Genomic DNA, 17601 nt, shown 5'->3' with positions numbered 1-17601 from the left:
TTTCACGGGTGAGGATGACGCGGTTCCTCCTCCCTCGCGCAGCGGGGGAGGAGGCGCGGCGCGGATACGCGCCGTGACGGAGGGGGCGCAAAGACGCGCCGCCTTTAGTAGAGCCGCCCCCGACGTGCGCCGCCAGGCGCTGATCACCGCCGCCGAGACCGTGCTGGCGCGCGAGGGCGTCGGGGGGACATCCGTGCGGGCGATCTGCGCCGAGGCGGGCGTGTCGCCGGGCCTGCTGGGGCACTATTTCGAGGGCGTCGACGAGCTGATCGCCTGCGCCTACGAGGCGGTCGGCCAGCGGATCGACGCGGCGCTGGAGGCGGCTCTCGCCGCCGCCCCGCCGACGCCGCGCGCGCGGCTGCTGGCCTATCTGACCGCCAGCTTCGCGCCGCCGGTGCTGGACCCGAACCTGCTGGCCGCCTGGATCGGCTTCTGGAGCCTGGTCAAGACCAAGCCGCGCATGGCCGCCATCCACGCGGCGTCCTATGCTGACTTCCGAGCGAGGCTGGAGCACCTGCTGGCCGACGCCGGCGCGCGGGATACGCGCCAGGCGGCGATCGCCCTGACCGCGACCGTGGACGGATTATGGCTGGAGCTGTGCCTCGACCCGGCGACCTTCGGCCCGGACGAGGCCGCGCGGATCATCGCCCGCGCGCTGGAAGCCTGGCTTCCGAAAGAAGCTTAGAGTTTCCGATCTTCCCAGCGAAAGCCGGGCATAGAAGTCGCCGGGGCTCGCTGTCGTTGCAGCGCCAATCCCACCACCCCTGCGCTTCGGTTTCGGCTTTCGCCGGGAAGACCGGGCGCCCCCTTGTCGTGGAACGTACCGTCTGTACTGAGCCTTTTTCGAGGCGACGATCCGTTCGATCTCTTCAGCCCATGTCCGCCGGAACTGTTACGCGACTTGATGGCGGACACACTCTGCACGCTTGCTCGGGAGCGTTCTGCACGTCTTGCACGATGTCATGCAAGCGCAAACGCTTTAGGCGGCCGCCCGATGGGCGGCGCGGTTACGTCCCCAGGCGGGAACGCGGGCTTCCGGCTCGAACACATGGACCTGGGCCTTGCGGCCCTGCTCGCGCATGTGGCGCGCCAGCAGCTGGGCCAGGGCCTCGGCTTCGTGCTGCGAGGAATAGCAGCCGATCATCTCGGCCGAGTCGTTCCAAGTCACGTGCCAGACGCCGGAAACCGGGCGGACGTAATAGTGATTCTCGGTCATCGGAGACCTCCTGGAGACGACTTAACGTGGCACTAACCACGTCCACATGACAGTTGTTTCGCGATCGCACAATCAAATTGCGCTGCGATGCACAATGCATGATCCGGGCCAACGCCGGATGTGCGGTTTTTCACCCGCACGGGTGAGATCTCTGTTTTCTCCTTATCGCCGCACGGGCCAAGCGATCCGGGGACGGACGTCGCGCGACGCTCGTCCCCGGCCGCCTCTCGACTAGAAGCCCGCCGAGAGGGTGAACTGCGCCGTCCGGTGCGGACCAGAGCGGTAGTTGGCCGCGCCGGTCACGACGGTCGAGATCGTGCCCAGATAGTCCTTGTCGAAGATGTTATCGACATTGATCCGGGCCTTGATGTCCTTGAGCGGGCCGTAGTTGAAGCCCTCGCCCAGGTCGACATAGAGGTTCCAAAGCGTATAGCCCTTGGTCTTCTCGCTGTTGTCGAAGTTGCTGTAGCGATCGCTGATGTGGCGGGTCGACAGGTTGATGACGGCCCAATCCACCGGCTCGAACGTCACCCCGCCTTGCAGGGCGAATTCCGGGAAGTCCGGAACGCTCTTGCCCTTCAAGGCGTAGGAAACCAGAGCGCCAGAGCTGTTTCGCGCCGAGAAGCCGTCCTCGAACACCGAGTGGTTATACGAGGCGTTGGTGTTGAAATAGATCTTGCCGCCCAGCGCCTCGGGCTTCCACTGGCCGCTGAACTCCAGGCCGTAGGCGTGCACGCCGCCGACGTTCTGATAGTAGGTTTCCAGGGACGTGGTGCCCGGCAGGTATTCGCTGAACGACTGCAGGCGGTTCTGGAAGCTGGTGTAGTAGGTCACCACCGACGCGTTGAAGGTCGGGTGGTTGGCGCGATAGCCCAGCTCGATGTTCTTCGAGGTCTCGGCCTTGGGCGCGGGCACATTGACGGTCGCCGGCGTGTAGTAGACGGCGTCGGCGCCGCGCGGCAGCGACATGTTCTCCGAGTACGACGTGAACACCTGACCGCGGCCGATCGTGTAGACCGCGCCGACCTGCGGCAGGAACAGATCCTCCCAGGTGGTCCGCAGATTGGCGGTCTGGCTGTAGCGGAAGTCCTCGCGGTTGCGCTTGCCCAGCATCTGGTAGTCGACGCTCAGCATGCGGAAGCCCGCATCCACCTTCAGCTTGCCGTCCGCCAGGACGACGGTGTCCTTCAGGAAGCCTTCCCAGGTGTCGCGCTTGGAGGTGTAGTTGCGCGTCCGATAGACGGGCTGGCTGAAGTTTGGCGCGCCTTCGGGCGAGCCGTCGGCGACGTTGAAGGTGTTCGACAACTGGTGATAGTCGTCGTCCTCGTACCAGGCGCCGCCCTCGATCCTGTGGTCGCCGAGATTCCAGGTGACCTTGCCGGTCGCGCCCTTGCGGACGCCGTCGATCTGGGAAATGCCGAACTGCAGGCCCAGCGGGGCGTTCAGGCCCGGAACCACGGCCTTCTGCTGGTTGTAGTAGGTCAGCGCGGTGTCATAGCCGACGCCGCTGGAGCCCCAGCCGTCCTTCTTCTCGTAATAGACCGTGCCGGTGAAGCGCAGGTTCTCGGCCAGGTCCTTGTGCAGGGTCGCGCCATAGAGGTGGTCGCTGCGGGCGTTCAGGCCGAACTTGTAATACTGGGCGTAGTTGGCGTTGGAGTACTTCAGGCCGCTCGACGTCGGCGCCAGGTTGGCGATGTAGCCGACGTAACCGAAGTCACGACCCTTGCGGCCATAGATGTCGCCCGCCGTCCCCTTGTACTGGGCGATCGTGAACGACGGGGAGTCGTAGTCGAAATAGTCGTTGTGGACCGTCTGGAACGACAGGTCGCCACCCTCGAAATCCCAGCGGATCTTGCCCTCGTAGTGCTCGCGGTCGATCGTGCCCGGGCCGCGCCACTGGTCGCTGTTAATCACCGAGCCGCTGGCGTAGGCCGAGAAGCCCTTGTGCTCGCCGGTCTCCAGACGCAGGAACGTGCGGGTCAGGTTGTCCTCGCCCAAGGTCTGGCTGACCTTGCCGCCGGCGGTCTCGCTGGGCTTCTGGGTGAAGTAGTCGACGATCGGACCCAGCGAGGCATAGCTGGGCAAGGAGACGTCGCCGGCGCCCGACGAGGCGGTCACGCGCAGCAGGTTCTCGTTGTCGACATAGCGATAGATCGGGCTGCCGCCGAACTGGTCGCTGCGGCCCATGGGGATGTCGTCGAGCAGGAAGCCGACCTGCTGGAAGTTGAAGGCGCGCACGGTGACCGAGTTGCCGAACTCGTACATGCCCAGCGCGTCGTTGGCCTGGACGTTGAAGCCCGGCAGGGACTCCAGCATCTTCAGGCCGGTGATGCCGGCCGGCGCCGAGAGGAGCGCCTCGCGGGTGATCGACACCGTGGCGGTGGCCTGGTCGGTGCCGACGGCGATCGCGGCTTCCGACACCCGCTTGCCCGTCACCACGACCGAGTCGACTTCGTTCTTGGTCTCCTGAGCCTGAGCGACGCCCGCCAGACCAAGGACAGACGCCAAAATAATAGGCGTGACCAGGTTTAGCTTGCCAACATTTCTATCAGGTAACGCACCGGAACTCATTATATATCCCCAAGGTATGTTTGGACACCTCGGACATCATCCTCCGAAGACTCGGAATAACGAGAACGGCTTATAGATCTATATAAGAGTTTGCTTTGTTTATGACCGTTTTTTAACCGACCGCGCTGCCACGCTGAGCGCGCCAAAGCAGTGACCATGCATCCGGCGCACGAGCCACGCCCGCGCTTCCCGCCTAGCGTTCATCCTTCACCACGACCCCGCCCTTCATCACCTTGGGCACGGTCAGCAGGACGGAAACGTCCGACAGCGGATCGCCCGCCACCGCGATCAGGTCGGCGAAGCAGCCCGGCGCGTCGCACCCCACTCGCCCGGTCTTCCCCATCAGCTCGGCCGCCACCGTGGTCGCCGACTGGATCGCCTGCATCGGCGTCATGCCGTACCTGACCATGTAGGGCATCTGGCGGGCGTTCCAGCCGTGCGGATAGACGCCGGCGTCGGTGCCGTAGGCGATCTTGACCCCGGCCTTCACCGCCTTGCGAAAGCCCTCCCGCTGGGCGTCGGTCGTCTCGCGGTTCTTGCGGATCATGCCGTCGGGCCAGTGGTGCTCGCGACCATAGGTGTCGATGAAGTCGCCGTTGTAGATGTCGGCAACCAGGAAGGCGCCCTTGGCCTTCATCAGGGCGATGCCCTCGTCGTCGATCAGCGAGCCGTGCTCGATCGAACGCACGCCCGCGCGGACGGCGGTCTTGATCCCCTCGGCGCCGTGCGCGTGGGCGGTGGCGTAGGTCCCGCGCTTGGCGGCCTCCTCGACCGCGGCGCGGATCTCGTCCTCGGAGAGCTCCAGCTGCCCGGGCTCGGTGCCCTCGGTCAGCACCGCGCCGGTGGCGATCAGCTTGATGAAGTCGGCGCCGTGGACCAGGAGGTCGCGGACCTTGCGATGGACGTCGGCGGCGTCCTCGACCACGCCGCGCCGCATCTCGGCCGGGATCGTGACGTCGGGCGCGAGGCCGGTGATCTCACCGCCGCCGCCAGGCGCGGTGACATAGGCCCCGGCCACCGACATGCGCGGCCCGGGCACATCGCCAGCCTCGATCGCGTCGCGCAGGGCGACATCGCTGAACGCTCGCCAACTGCCGACGTCGCGCACGCTGGTGAAGCCAGCCATCAGGGTGGCGCGGGCGTGGGCCGCGCCGACATAGGCCTGCCGCGAGGCGCTGCTCATCAGAGGCTGGGCGATGTTCTCGCTCTGCTCGTCGTCGACCAGATGGGTGTGCATGTCGATCAGGCCGGGCAGGACCGTCAGCTTGCTCCAGTCCGTGACAGGGCCGTCCTTGGGCGGCGCGCTCCAGGCGGCGACGGCGGTGATCTTGCCGCCCTCGATGCGGATCAGGCGGCCGGTCTCGACCTTGCCCGACTGCGGGTCGATCAGCCGTCCGGCCCGGACATAGGAGACCTCGCCCGCCGTCGCGGCCGTGGCCAGAGACGCCGCCAGGGCGGCCAGGACGAAACGCGCGATCATTCTCCGACCTCCGACGCGCGGCGGGCCACGCGCCGCATCCAGACATAGAGCGGCGCGCCGGCCGCCAGCAGCACCAGACCCCACAAGGTCACCGACCAGCCCGCGCCATAGAAGGTCCAGGCCGAATAGATCGCCGCGAGGCCCGCGACGACGGCCAGCCCCCACGACATCGGCATCTTCCCCGCGCGCCCCAGCTTCAACACGGCGAGCGAGCAGAAGAGATAGGCGAACAGGCTCGAGGCCGTGGACAGCAGGGCCATGAAGGTGAAGGCGTCGGCTAGGGACTTGGCGTAGTTCGTCAGCACCAGGATCGTCACCAGGCCGCTGGACAGCAGGTGCGCGCGCACCGGAGTTCCGGCGGCGTTGGCCTTGCCCATCCAGGCGGGGAACACGCCTTCGCGCGCCATCGCCGCCGGCATCTCGCCCTGCAGCAGCACCCAGCCGTTCAGGGCGCCCAGGGCGCTGATCGCGGCGAACGCCGCCAGAACCAGGCGCAGGTCGCCGCCGCCGTGATAGGCGACGAAATCCACCAGCGGCGCGTTCGAGCCCTTCAGCACGGCGACCGGCGTCAGCAGCAGGACGCCCCCCGAGACCACCAGGTAGATGACTCCGGTGAAGGCCGTGCCGAACAGGGTCGAGCGCGGGATGTTGCGGGCGGGCTGATCGACCTGTTCGGCCGGAATGGTCGCCGACTCCACGCCCAGCATGGCCCACAGGGTCAGGGCCCCGGCGGCGGTGATCCCGCTCGCCGAAAGGGCGGACGGCTCGAACGGCATGACCGCCCCCTCCCCCTTCCGCAACAGGACCAGCCCGGCCAGGCCCGCCACGGCGACCAGCGGGAACAGCTTGAGGATCGTGGTCAGAAGCTGGGTCCAGCCCGCCGAGCGCGCGCCCGCGCAATTGATGGCCGTGGCGATCCAGACCACGCCCACCGTGACGGCCGCGGCCAGGGCCGGCGTCTTTGCCAGCGCCGGGAAGAAGACGCTCATATAGCTGACGGCGGCGATCGCCAGGGCGGCGTTGGAGACCCAGACCGAGATCCAGTACGACCAGGCGACCAGGAACCCCGCCGGGCGGCCGAAGGCCTCCTCGGTATAGGCGAAAGGACCGCCGGCGCGGGGAAAGGCCTGGGCCAGCCGGGCGAACACCAGGGCCAGGCACAGGGCGCCGGCGATGGTGATCAGCCAGGCGAAGACCGCGTTCCAGCCGTAGGGCGCCAGCGAGGCGGGCAGCATGAACACGCCCGAGCCGATCATGTTGCCCACGACCAGGGCCACGCACATCCAGAGGCCCAGCGGCTTGGAACCGGAGGTCTTCACATCAAATCCATTCTCCCCGGTCACGCGGGGAAGAGACGAAACGAAAAGGGGCGGCCCTCAGGACCGCCCCTTCGTCTTCTTCAGCTTGAACTAGAACGTCTTGCCCAACTTGATCCCCAGCGTGCGGGGCTGGTTGGGCACGATGTAGTACTGCGTCCCGCAGACGCTCTCGGCGCATTCGGCGTAGCGGTTCAGGCTGGCGCGCTTGTCGAACACGTTCTTCAGGTAGAGCGAAAGCGACAGGCCGTCCTTGTCCATGCCGGTCGAGAGATCGAGCGTCGTGTAGCCCTTCTGCTGGCCGATGATCGCGCGCTCCTTCAGGCGCAGGTCGGTCCAGTTGCTGGTCTGCCCGACAAAGGAGCCCTGCACGAAAGCGTCCCAGTCCTTCAGGCTGAAGACGTAGCGCGCGGTCAGGTTGGCCTTGAACTTCGGGGTCACCGGCAAGACCGTCCCGTCCGGCGCCTGCGGGGTCGCGCAGGTCGTGATCGGGTTGCCGGCGCTGTCGGTGAAGCCGCAGTAGTTCGCGCTCAGCTTGGCGTCGGTATAGGCGGCCGAGGCGTTGATCGTCAGGCCCTGGACCGGAACCCAGGTGATGTCGCTTTCCACGCCCTTGATGCGCGCCTGGTTGGCGTTCTTGATCTCGGTGAGGCCGTTGGCGCCCAGGATCGAGAACTGGAAGTTGGTCCAGTCCTCCAGATAGACCGCGCCGTTCCAGCGGAAGCTGTTGTCGAACCAGGTGGTCTTCCAGCCCGCTTCGTAGTTCTTCAGATAGTCGGCCTGATACGGCGGCAGGGTCGAGCGCCGGTTGATGCCCCCGGGCCGGAAGCCCTTCGAATAGGTGGCGTAGACCAGCTTGTCGCCGTCGATCTTGTAGGTCAGCGTCACCTTGGGAACGTTGCCGCTTTCCTTGACGCCCTTGTCCAGGTTCGTACACGGCGAGCCGGGCACCACGGCGGCCTTGAAGCAGGCCTTCTCGCCGGTCGAGCCGTAGCCTTTCCCGTAGCCGTAGAAGCCGACCAGCGTGTTGTGCGCCTTGAAGAAGCGGATGCCGGCGGTCAGCATCAGCTTGTCGGTGATATCGTACTCGACCTGGCCGAACACCGCCTTGTCGCGGTCGACGCGGTTCTGCTTGGTCAGCCAGATCGTGCCCGTATAGCCCGGCACCGACAGGTCGCTGCCCAGGCCGTCGATCCTGTAGTTCTGGAAGATGTTGTGCTTCTGCTTCTGGTAGAAGCCGCCGGCGACGAACCGCAGCTTCTGGTCCTGCGGCGAGGCGATCCGGATTTCGTGGCTTTCCTTGCGGTAGCGGTCCTTGCCCTGGATGTACTGCGAGGGATTGACCAGATTGCCGGCGTTGTCGGTCCAGTAGAAGCCGTAGCCGACCTGGTCATAGAAGTACGAGTAGTCGGTGTAGTCCGAATTGGTGACGTCGTTGCGCTTCAGGTACGAGCCCGAATAGGTCACGTCCAGATTGGCGACCTGGCCCTCGATGGTCATGGCCGCCTGGACCCACTTGTCCTTGCTGCTCTCCGGATAGAAGTGGGTGACCTTCAGGTCGCCGACCTTGGGATCATAGGCGAACAGGCCGCCGACCTTCTGCACCTGGCCCATGACCTGGGGCGTGACCACCCAGTTGTCGTTCAGCTCGATGCGCAGGGCCGCGCGGCCGCCCTGGGTGTAGACGGTGTTGTAGTCGTCCTTGACCCGGTTCTTGTTGAAGATGGTGACGTCGTTGGACTTGTCGTCGTCGCCGCGGGTGTAGGTGCGCGAGCCGGCGACGTTGTCGATATAGCCCGCGTCGCGCACGTCCCAGCCCACTAGGCGGACGGCGATCTTGTCCGACAGCGGCATGTTGACGAAGCCTTCCAGCGTGTGGCCGGTCCCGCCGTGATCCACCTGGTTCAGCTCCAGATCGACGCCGGCCTTGAAGCCGGTCGAGGTGGGCTTGTTGGTGATGATCCGCAGCGTGCCGGCCTGGGAGCTGGCGCCGTACAGCGTGCCCTGCGGGCCGGCCAGGGCCTCGACCCGGGCGATGTCGTAGACGTGGACGTCCAGCGCGCCCTGGATCGTGGTGACCGGCTGTTCGTCCAGATAGACGCCGACGCTGGGCAGCGAGCCCGAGTGGTTGCCGTCGCCGCCGCTGGCGACGCCGCGCATATAGACCTGGCCAAAGCCGGGACCGCTGGTCGTGAACGACACGCTGGGCAGGTACTTCACATAGTCGACGAAGGCGCCGACCTGCAGCTGCTCAAGCTTCTCGCCGCCCATCGCCTGGATGCTAACCGGCACGTCCTGCAGGTTCTCGGAGCGCTTCTGAGCGGTGACCACGACCTCCTCGAGGGCGGTCGAGCTCTGCGCGGCCTGGCTCTGGGCGTGGGCCAGACCCGTCATCATGGTCGAGGCCAACAGCGCCGCCGAATAGGCGCCAACCTTCCTCGAACGAACCCATCCCGACGCCATATTTCGTTCCCCTCACCCCATTTGAGGGAACGATGTTCGACCCGCGCCCAAGAGTCCGGCAAGATTGGAAATCGAGGTCCGGCGTCAATTCCGGCGACTGTTGCAGAAATGGCAAGAACCGCGACAGATGGTCAAATAACGGGCGCATCCGGATAGGCGTCGAGCACCGGCCCCAGCGCCTGCTTGAGAGGACCCAAGTGGGATTCGAATTTCTGCCAATGCTCGACCGCGTCCTTGAAGATCGGTCGCCGGACCTGTTCTGAACTGGCCGTGCGGACGGCGCGCTCGGTCTTGTGCGGCGTCAGGCAGGCTTCCTCGAACGGCAGGCCGCAATGGTCCAGCAGGGCGCGGATCTCGGCTTCCGGATCGGCGATCATCGCCTCGTAGATCACCCGGTGGACGCGGCCCGGCAGCACGGCGTCGAAATGGGCCATCAGCTCGACATAGTCGGCGTAGTAGCGGCCGATGTCGGTCAGGTCGTAGCTGAAGGCCTGGCCGCGGGCGAAGTGCTGCTTGAAGCCCGAGAAGCAGCAGCCCAGCGGGTGGCGGCGGGCGTCGATGATCTTCGCGTTGGGCAGGATCAGGTGGATGAAGCCCGCGTGCGCGAAGTTGTTGGGCATCTTGTCGATGAAGAACGGCTTGTCGGTCTTGCGCTGGATGCGGGTGCGCTCGATGAACTCCTCGCCCAGCGCCCGCAGCTGGTCGGGCGACAGCTCGGCCAACACCTCGGGATAGCTCGACTCCGCGCGGTGGGCGGTCTTGCCGCCGATACGGCGGGCCATGACGATCAGGTCGGGCAGTTCCATGGTGCCCTCGACCATCGAGTGGCTGGCCAGGATCTGCTCGACCAGGGTCGAGCCGGCGCGCGGCAGGCCGACGATGAAGATCGGATCAGGCGCGGCGCTGCCCTGCCCCGCCCGCGCCGCCAGGAACTGTGGCGTGAACACCGCCTTGGTCCGCGCCGTCTCGGCGGCGTTCTCCTCGGGATCGTAGTCCAGTTGCTGGCGCCGGATCGCCGCGCCGGCGGCGTAGTGGGCGAACGACTCGTCCCAGGCTTCCGCGTCCTCGCGCGCCTTGCCCAGGGCGTAGTGGAGATGCAGGCGGTCGTCGTCCGACAGCCCCGGGGCGTCGAGCGCGGCGGTCATGGCCGCGACGTCCTCGGCGGTGAACTTGACGGTCTTGAGGTTGGCGAGACTCCACCAGGCCTCGCCCAGGGTCGGCGCCTGGTCCAGCGCCTGGCGATAGGCGGCGATCGAGTCGGCTTGTCGGCCCACGGTCTTCAGCGCGTGGCCATAGCTCATCCAGCCCTTCGGCTGGTTCGGATAGTCGGCCAGCATCCGCTCGCACACCGCGATGGCCTGTTCGTATTCCCCCAGCCGCGCCAGGATCGCCGCCCGCAGATTGGCGTAGCCGGGATGGCGCGGATCCTTGTCGGTCAGGCGCTGGATTTCGGCCAGGGCCTCGCGGTTCTTGTTCTGGCGATAGAGCATGGTCGCCAGGTTGTGCCGGGCGGCGGCGAAGCTCGGGGCCAGCTCCAGGCAGCGGGTCAAGAGGCCCTCGGCGTCGGCGTAGCGGCCCAGGCGCGCGCCGGTCTCGGCCAGCATGCGGATGGCGGCGACGTCGGCGGGATCGGCCTTCAGCCGCTCGCGGAGCAGCCGCTCGGCCTCGCCCAGCCGGTCCTCGCCCAGCGCCGTGGCGGCCTCGATCAGCAGCGGGTCCCGCGTCGAGGCGCGCAGCTGCCGCGCCAGGGCCCGCTCGGCGCCGGCCTCGTCGCCCAGCAGGGACAGGCTCTCGGAAAGGCCCCGCCAGGCTTCGGACAGGCGCGGCTCCAGGGCGCTGGCGCGGTCGAAAGCCTGGGCGGCCTCGGCGGTGCGCCCGAGGCGCTCGAGGCACAGGCCAAGCTCAAGCTGGGCCAGCGGCAGGTTCGGCAAGGCCTTGGCCAGCGGCGCGACGGTCTCGAACGCCGCCTCGGTCTCGCCCGACAGGCGCAGGGCGGTCGCCAGCAGGCGGGTGGTGTCGGCGTGGCGCGGCACGACCTCCAGGATCGCCCGCGCCTGCTCGGCGGCGAGACGCGGATCGGTCTCCAGCAGCCGCTCGGCGTTGGCGAACGCATCGGCGAGACTGGCGGCTGGAGCGGTCGTCGTGGTCATGGCGCGAGGAGAGCGGGCGGAGGGCGGGGGTGTCAATCGCGGCTTCGCCAAATCCTCCCCCTAGCGGGGGAGGTGTCGTCCGAAGGGCGACGGAGGGGGAAGAGACAAGATCCGCAAGCACTTCCCCCTCCGGTCGCTTCGCGACCACCTCCCCCGCTAGGGGGAGGAAGGCTCACAGCCGGTCCCGCAGCGCGTACCAACTCAGCCCCGCCACGGTCAGCGGCCAGCGCAGCCAGCGGCCGCCCGGGAACGGCGGGGTCGGGACGCGCGACAACAGGGCGATCGGCTCGCGATCGCCCTCGGCCAGCAGCTTGCCGATATAGGGCGCCAGCATCACCCCCTGCCCCGAATAGCCGGACGCCACGCGCACGCCCGGCGCGATCTCACCCACGAACGGCATGCGGCTCATGGTGATGCCCAGGGTCCCGCCCCAAGCGTGGGTGATCTCGACGTCGGCGAGGCGCGGATAGACCTTGGCGAGGTTCTTGCGGACCATGCCGGCGATGTCGCGCGGGAAGCCGGGGCGATAGTTCTCGCCGCCGCCGAACAGCAGCCGGCCGTCCGGCGTCTTGCGGAAGTAGTTCACGACGAAGCGGCTGTCGGAGACGGCCGCGTTCGAGCGGATGATCTCGTCGGCCAACGGCCCCAGCGGCGCGGTGACGGCGATGAAGTTGTTGATCGGCATGACCCGCGCCCGCGCCGCCCCGGCCATGGCGTTGAGGGAGCCGTCGCCGGTGAGGATCAGCCGCTCGCAGGTCACGCGACCGCGCGCGGTCTCGACAATGATCTTGCCGCCCTCCCGCCGCCAGGTCTCGGCGCGGGTGTGTTCGTGGATGATCGCTCCGGCCGCCATCGCCTGGCGCGCCATGCCTTGGGCCAGCTTCAGCGGATGCACGTGGCCGCCGCCGCGATCGATCAGGCCGCCATGATAGACGTCGGTCCCAAGCTCGTGGGCGAGGTCCGCCGCGTCGATCAGCTCCAACTCCTCGTAGCCGTACTGGATCGCCATCAGCGCCACATAGGCGGCGTCCTCGATCTCGCCGTGGGGCTTGTGACGGGCGTGGATCATGCCCGGCCGCCAGTCGCAGGGAACCGCGTCGGTCAGGGTCCTGAAGTGCGCGCGGGCGTCCTCGGCCAGGCGCCACAACGCCAGGGCGTCGTCGCGGCCGACGGCTTTCTCCAGCCAGGCCTGGTCGCGCCGCTGGCCGGTATGGACCTGGCCGCCGTTGCGCCCCGTGGCGGCGGCGCCGACGTGGGAGGCTTCAAGGACGATGGCGCGACTCCCCAGCGCCAGGGCGGCGCCCAGGCCTGTGAAGCCGGCGCCGACGATGCAGACTTCGGCGGCGGCGTCGCCGTCCAGCGGCGGGAGGTTGGGGAAGTCGGGCGCGGTGTCCGCATACCAATTCCCTCTCCCATAGGGAGAGGGCGGGACCCGCCGCGAAGCGGTGGGGGGGATTTCTACCGTCACCGCTGTAGCCCCTCATCCGCCCCCGCCTGCGGCGCGGGTCCCCCCTTCTCCCGCTGGGAGAAGGTGACTAGACCCCTACACATTCAGCAGCAGGAACTCCCGCTCCCACGGGCTGATCGTGCGCATGAAGGTCTCGTACTCGGCCTGCTTCACGCGGTCGTAGGCGGCGCAGAAGGTCGGCCCCAGGATGTCGACCAGGGGCTGGCAAGCCTCGAACAGCTTCAGGGATTCCGACAGGCTGCGCGGCAGCTCGACGCCGCGGACGCTGGCGTCGGTGGCGACGGGCTCGGCGGGCTTGAGGCCCTGGACCATGCCCAGATACCCGGCCGCCAGCGAGGCCGCGATCGCCAGGTACGGATTGGCGTCCGATGAGGGTATGCGGTTCTCCAGGCGGCGGTTGGCCGGGTCCGACGGCGGCACCCGCAGGCCGCAGGTGCGGTTGTCGTAGCCCCACTGGGTGTTGACCGGCGCGCCTGAGTCCCGCGCGATCCGGCGGTAGGAGTTCACGTACGGCGCCAGGATCGCCATGATCGCCGGCAGGAAGGTCTGCTGGCCGGCGATGAAGCCGTGGAAGAGGTCGGTCTCCTCGCCCTTCTCGTCGGAGAACAGATTGCGGCCCTTCTTGTCGACGATCGACTGGTGGATGTGCATGGCGCTGCCGGGCTCGGACGCCATCGGCTTGGCCATGAAGGTCGCGTAGATCTCGTGCTCCAGCGCCACCTCGCGGATGGTGCGCTTCATCATGAAGACCTGGTCGGCCAGCTCCAGCGGATGGCCGTGGCGCAGGTTGATCTCCATCTGCGCCACGCCGCTTTCGTGGATCAGGGTGTCGATCTCCAGGCCCTGGCGCTCGGAGTACTCGTACATGTCCTCGAACAGGGCGTCGAACTCGTTCACCGCGCTGATCGAATAGCCCTGGCGGCCGGTCTCGGGACGGCCCGAGCGGCCGATCGGGGGCTTGAGCGGATAGTCCGGGTCGGTGTTGCGGTCGACCAGATAGAACTCGATCTCCGGCGCGACGATCGGGCTCCAGCCCTTTTCGTCATAGAGGGCCAGCACCCGCCGCAGCACCTGCCTCGGCGCCTCCTCGACGGGGCGGCCGTCGGGGTGGAAGGCGTCGTGGATCACCTGGGCCGTCGGGTCCTGGGCCCACGGCACGGCGGCCAGGGTCGCGAAGTCGGGGGTCAGGAAGATGTCGGTGTCGGACTGCACCGCGTTCACCGCCCCCTCGAACTCGGGGAAGTCGCCGGTGATGGTCTGGTAGAAGACCGCCAGCGGCAGGTTCATCGAGGGGGTGCCGAGGAACTTGCGCACCGGCATGATCTTGCCGCGCGCCACGCCCGCGAGATCGGGCACCACGCACTCGATCTCCTCGATGCTCTGGCGCGCGAACCAGGCGCCCGCCTCCTCCAGCGTCGAGACGCCCCGGTCCAGGGTGTGCTCGCGCTTGGCCTTGTTATGCTTGGGCTTCATGACACCGCCTCCGGTTTCAGCGCGCGGAGGATGGGCTCGGCCTCGGTCAGGGACTTTTCGATGATCCCGACCAGCTCGTCGATCTCGGCGTGGGTGATGATCAGCGGCGGGCAGCAGACGATGCTGTCGCGGATGGCGCGGACCATCAGGCCGTTCTTGATGCAGATGTCGCGGACGATCGGCCCCGCCTCGCCTTCCTTGTCGAGGAAGCGATGGTTGGTCCCCTTCTCGCGCACGATCTCGACCGCGCCGATCAGGCCGAGCGACCGGGTCTCGCCGACCAGCGGATGGCCGTTCAGCCGCGCCAGGGCCTTGGCGAGATAGGGGCCGGCGTCCTCGCGGGCCCGCTCGACCAGGCCCTCGCGCTCGATGATCTCGATGTTCTTCAGCGCCACGGCCGCGCAGGTCGGGTGGCCCGAATAGGTAAAGCCGTGGATGAAGTCGCCGCCCTTCTCGCGCAGCTCGGCGACGATGTGGTCGGCCACGCCCACGGCCGAGATCGGCAGGTAGCCGGACGACAGCCCCTTGGCCATGGCGATCAGGTCCGGCTTGATGCCGTAGTGCTGGTGGCCGAACCACTGGCCCAGGCGCCCAAAGCCGCAGATCACCTCGTCGCAGACCAGGAGGATCCCGTACTTGCGGCACAGCGCTTCCACCGCCGGCCAGTAACCGTCCGGCGGGATGATCACCCCGCCCGCGCCTTGCACTGGCTCGCCGATGAAGGCCGCGACGTTCTCGGGGCCGATTTCGAGGATCTTGTCCTCGATCTCTTTCACCGCGCGGTCGCGGAAGGCGGCCGGATCCTCGCCGAAGCCCTCGCCGAAGGGATAGGGCTGCATCACGTGGTGGACGCCCGGGATCGGCAGGTCGCCCTGCACATGCATGTGCTTCATGCCGCCCAGCGACACGCCCGCCACGGTCGAGCCGTGATAGGCGTTCCAGCGGCTGATGAAGGCGGTGCGGCTGGGCTGGCCCTTCAGCTTCCAATAGTGGCGGACCAGGCGGAAGACCGTGTCGTTGGCTTCCGAGCCCGACGAGTTGAAGAACACGTGGGTCAGGTGGCCGCCCATCTTCTCGGCGATCTTGGCCGCCAGCTTCACGGTTGGCGGCGTCGTCGTCTTGAAGAAGGTGTTGTAGTACGGCAGCTCCAGCATCTGGTCGTAGGCGGCTTCCGCCAGCTCGGTGCGGCCATAGCCGACATTGACGCACCACAGACCGGCCATGCCGTCGAGGATGCGGTGGCCGTCGCCGTCGGTGATGTAGCAGCCCTCGGCCCGGGTCACGACCCGGCTGCCGCCCAGCTCGAAAATGACCTTGTGGTCGGCCTGGGCCGGCAGGTGGTGGGCGAGGTCGAGACGCTTGAGCTCGGCGACGTCGTGGTTGCGGATGGGGACGGTCATCTTGAAGCTCCTGGGGTATCGACGACGAGCGGCGCGCCTCTGAGGGCGCGTCCGAAGATTTCGAAGAAGGTTTGCGATTGCCGGTTCTGGGCCGGCTTCCATTCGGGGTGCCACTGCACGGCCAGCACCGGCGCGCCGTTGACGGTGGCGGAAAAGCCCTCGACCACGCCGTCCGGCGCCCGGGCCTCGACGGCGAGGCCTTCGCCCAGCCGGTCGACGCCCTGATAGTGGACCGAATTGACCACCGCAGTCTCGACGCCGAACGCTCGCGCCAGCACGCCGCCGGCGGTCAGGGCGACGTCGTGCATGTGGTCGAACATCCCGTTGAAGTCGACGTCGTCGGGGGCGTGGTGGGCGATCAGGTCGGGGTTGGCCGCCATGTCCCGCCGCAGCGTGCCGCCGAACGCGACATTGATCTCCTGGAAGCCCCGGCAAATGCCGAACACCGGCTTGCCCAGGTCCAGCATGGCCTTGATCAGGTCGGCGGTCATGCCGTCGCGCGCCGCGTCGAACGGGCCCGGCGCGTCGCCGATCTCCTCGCCATAGAGGGCCGGATCGAGGTTCGAGGGGCTGCCGGTCAGCATCAGTCCGTCCAGCCGCCCGGCCACCTCGGCCGCCCGCATCCGCCCCGGCAACGACGGGACCAGCAGGGCGGCCACGTCGCCATGGGCCATCGTCGCCTCGACATAGCGGCTCATCACCGCCTGGGCCGGCTCGACGCCGACGGTGCGCGTGCAGCAGATGATCCCGGCGACGGGGCGAGCGGTCATGGCGTCAACTCAACAGCACCGCCGGCGAGCAGGCGTGCCAGCACAGCCACACCGTCTCGCCCAGCTTGAAATCTTCCTGGTCCCAGCGGGTCAGGTTCGAGCGCTGGACCTTCACGCGACGTCCTCCCGCGATCTCGACCTCGTAGGTCGAGGAGCCGCCCAGATAGGCCTCGTGCTTGATGACGCCCGCCACCGCGTTGAAGCCTTTTGGGCAGTCGCCCAGGTTCGGCGGCTCGTCGCCTTCCTTCTTGTGCAGCTCGATCTTCTCGGGGCGGATCGCCGCCCAGGCCGTGCCGCCGCGCGGGCCGGTGACGCCGTGGTCCAGGAAGATGTCGACCGGCAGGTCCGGCGACTTGATCACCGCGTGGCTGGGCTCGTCGACGGCCAGCACGCCCTCGAACAGGTTCACCTGGCCGATGAAGTCGGCGACGAAGCGGCTGTTGGGGAATTCGTAGAGGTCGCTGGGCGTGGCCACCTGCTGCAGCACGCCCTTGCTCATCACCGCGCAGCGGCTGGCCAGGGCCAGGGCTTCGTCCTGGTCGTGGGTGACCATGATGAAGGTGATCCCGACCTTCTCCTGCAGGGTGCAGAGCTCGGTGCGCATCTGCTCGCGCAGCTTGGCGTCCAGGGCCGACAGCGGCTCGTCCAGCAGCAGCACGCGGGGGCGCTTGACCAGGGCCCGGGCCAGGGCGACGCGCTGGCGCTGACCGCCGGACAGCTGGTCGGGCTTGCGCTCGCCGAGCCCCCCCAGCTGCACCAGCTCCAGAGCCTCGGCCACGCGGGCGTCGCGCTCGGCCTTGGGCACGCGGTCGACCTTCAGGCCGTAGGCGACGTTGTCGGCCACGGTCATGTGCGGGAAGACGGCGTAGGACTGGAACACCATGTTCACCGGCCGCTTGTTGGGCGGCACGTTCACGATGTCCTGGCCGTCGATCAGGATGCGCCCCTCGGTCGGCGTCTCGAAGCCGGCCAGCATCCGCAAGAGGGTGGTCTTGCCGCAGCCGGACGGGCCCAGCAGCGCGAAGAACTCGCCCTCGTTGACGGTCAGCGAGACGTTGTCGACGGCGGCCAGCTTGCCGAACCGTTTGGTGACGTTCTCGAAGGTGATGATGGGTTTGGTCATTTAGCGTCCCCCGACACACAAAATCCCGACCAGGAAAGCGCCCCCTCCGTCACGATGCGTATCCGCATCGCGCCACCTCCCCCGTTTTACGGGTGAGGAGGACGGCTTCATCCTGCCCCGCTTGCGGGGGAGGTGGATCGACGCGGAGCGGCGAGACGGAGGGGGCGCTGC

12 protein-coding genes and 1 pseudogene are annotated in these 17601 nt (G+C 67.7%); 2 read left to right on the top strand and 11 right to left on the bottom strand.

Annotated elements, in window-relative coordinates:
* The first annotated feature begins 64 nt into the window (after positions 1-64).
* Positions 65-685, top strand: coding sequence for a TetR/AcrR family transcriptional regulator (locus CSW60_RS15600; protein WP_099538232.1), 621 nt, complete (start codon positions 65-67; stop codon positions 683-685).
* Positions 686-979: 294 nt separating this feature from the next.
* On the opposite strand, the gene CSW60_RS15595 is transcribed toward CSW60_RS15600, so the two are convergent.
* The 11 genes from CSW60_RS15595 to CSW60_RS15545 form a co-directional block, all read right to left on the bottom strand.
* Positions 980-1216: a hypothetical protein gene (locus CSW60_RS15595; protein WP_099538231.1), complete on the bottom strand. Its 237-nt coding sequence runs from the start codon at positions 1214-1216 to the stop codon at positions 980-982.
* A gap of 231 nt (positions 1217-1447) precedes the next feature.
* Positions 1448-3787: a TonB-dependent receptor gene (locus CSW60_RS15590; RefSeq protein WP_099538230.1), complete on the bottom strand. Its 2340-nt coding sequence runs from the start codon at positions 3785-3787 to the stop codon at positions 1448-1450.
* Between the two features lie 193 nt (positions 3788-3980).
* Positions 3981-5267 carry an amidohydrolase family protein gene (locus tag CSW60_RS15585; RefSeq protein ID WP_099538229.1) on the bottom strand — a complete coding sequence of 429 codons (1287 nt, stop codon included), beginning with the start codon at positions 5265-5267 and terminating at the stop codon, positions 3981-3983.
* Entirely contained in the window at positions 5264-6550 is a 1287-nt protein-coding gene (locus CSW60_RS15580; protein WP_099539151.1) for an amino acid permease, read from the bottom strand. Before CSW60_RS15580 ends, CSW60_RS15585 begins: the two co-directional genes overlap by 4 nt.
* A 126-nt stretch (positions 6551-6676) precedes the next feature.
* Complete coding sequence (locus tag CSW60_RS15575; RefSeq protein ID WP_099538228.1) at positions 6677-9046, bottom strand: TonB-dependent receptor; 2370 nt, start codon at positions 9044-9046, stop codon at positions 6677-6679.
* Positions 9047-9177: 131 nt separating this feature from the next.
* Positions 9178-11196, bottom strand: coding sequence for a tetratricopeptide repeat-containing sulfotransferase family protein (locus CSW60_RS15570; protein ID WP_099538227.1), 2019 nt, complete (start codon positions 11194-11196; stop codon positions 9178-9180).
* 172 nt (positions 11197-11368) lie between these two features.
* A complete protein-coding gene (locus tag CSW60_RS15565) occupies positions 11369-12652 on the bottom strand; it encodes an FAD-binding oxidoreductase (RefSeq protein WP_099539150.1) in 1284 nt (427 codons plus the stop codon).
* An 87-nt stretch (positions 12653-12739) separates the two neighbouring features.
* On the bottom strand, positions 12740-14137 hold the full coding sequence (locus CSW60_RS15560; RefSeq protein WP_099538226.1) for a glutamine synthetase family protein: 1398 nt from the start codon (positions 14135-14137) through the stop codon (positions 12740-12742).
* A complete protein-coding gene (locus tag CSW60_RS15555; protein WP_099538225.1) occupies positions 14134-15537 on the bottom strand; it encodes an aspartate aminotransferase family protein in 1404 nt (467 codons plus the stop codon). Before CSW60_RS15555 ends, CSW60_RS15560 begins: the two co-directional genes overlap by 4 nt.
* On the bottom strand, positions 15534-16307 hold the full coding sequence (locus tag CSW60_RS15550) for a gamma-glutamyl-gamma-aminobutyrate hydrolase family protein (RefSeq protein ID WP_099538224.1): 774 nt from the start codon (positions 16305-16307) through the stop codon (positions 15534-15536). Before CSW60_RS15550 ends, CSW60_RS15555 begins: the two co-directional genes overlap by 4 nt.
* Positions 16308-16311: 4 nt before the next feature.
* Positions 16312-17430, bottom strand: a complete 1119-nt coding sequence (locus CSW60_RS15545; protein WP_099538223.1) for an ABC transporter ATP-binding protein — start codon at positions 17428-17430, stop codon at positions 16312-16314.
* Between the two features lie 35 nt (positions 17431-17465).
* On the opposite strand from CSW60_RS15545, the pseudogene CSW60_RS24085 reads away from it, so the two are divergent.
* A pseudogene (locus tag CSW60_RS24085) lies at positions 17466-17583 on the top strand (hypothetical protein); the annotation flags it as partial.
* Between the last annotated feature and the right edge of the window lie 18 nt (positions 17584-17601).

It is taken from the genome of Caulobacter sp. X (assembly GCF_002742635.1).
Lineage (GTDB): Bacteria > Pseudomonadota > Alphaproteobacteria > Caulobacterales > Caulobacteraceae > Caulobacter.
This window is presented reverse-complemented; position numbering and strand designations above follow the sequence as displayed.

Excerpts from the sequence above, each read along its gene's own strand:
- CSW60_RS15550 (WP_099538224.1), bottom strand. The coding sequence starts at position 16,307 with ATGACCGCTCGCCCCGTCGCCGGGATCATCTGCTGCACGCGCACCGTC.
- CSW60_RS15580 (WP_099539151.1), bottom strand. The coding sequence starts at position 6,550 with ATGTGCGTGGCCCTGGTCGTGGGCAACATGATCGGCTCGGGCGTGTTC.
- CSW60_RS15545 (WP_099538223.1), bottom strand. The coding sequence starts at position 17,430 with ATGACCAAACCCATCATCACCTTCGAGAACGTCACCAAACGGTTCGGC.
- CSW60_RS15575 (WP_099538228.1), bottom strand. The coding sequence starts at position 9,046 with ATGGCGTCGGGATGGGTTCGTTCGAGGAAGGTTGGCGCCTATTCGGCG.
- CSW60_RS15555 (WP_099538225.1), bottom strand. The coding sequence starts at position 15,537 with ATGACCGTCCCCATCCGCAACCACGACGTCGCCGAGCTCAAGCGTCTC.
- CSW60_RS15570 (WP_099538227.1), bottom strand. The coding sequence starts at position 11,196 with ATGACCACGACGACCGCTCCAGCCGCCAGTCTCGCCGATGCGTTCGCC.
- CSW60_RS15585 (WP_099538229.1), bottom strand. The coding sequence starts at position 5,267 with ATGATCGCGCGTTTCGTCCTGGCCGCCCTGGCGGCGTCTCTGGCCACG.
- CSW60_RS15595 (WP_099538231.1), bottom strand. The coding sequence starts at position 1,216 with ATGACCGAGAATCACTATTACGTCCGCCCGGTTTCCGGCGTCTGGCAC.
- CSW60_RS15590 (WP_099538230.1), bottom strand. The coding sequence starts at position 3,787 with ATGAGTTCCGGTGCGTTACCTGATAGAAATGTTGGCAAGCTAAACCTG.
- CSW60_RS15560 (WP_099538226.1), bottom strand. The coding sequence starts at position 14,137 with ATGAAGCCCAAGCATAACAAGGCCAAGCGCGAGCACACCCTGGACCGG.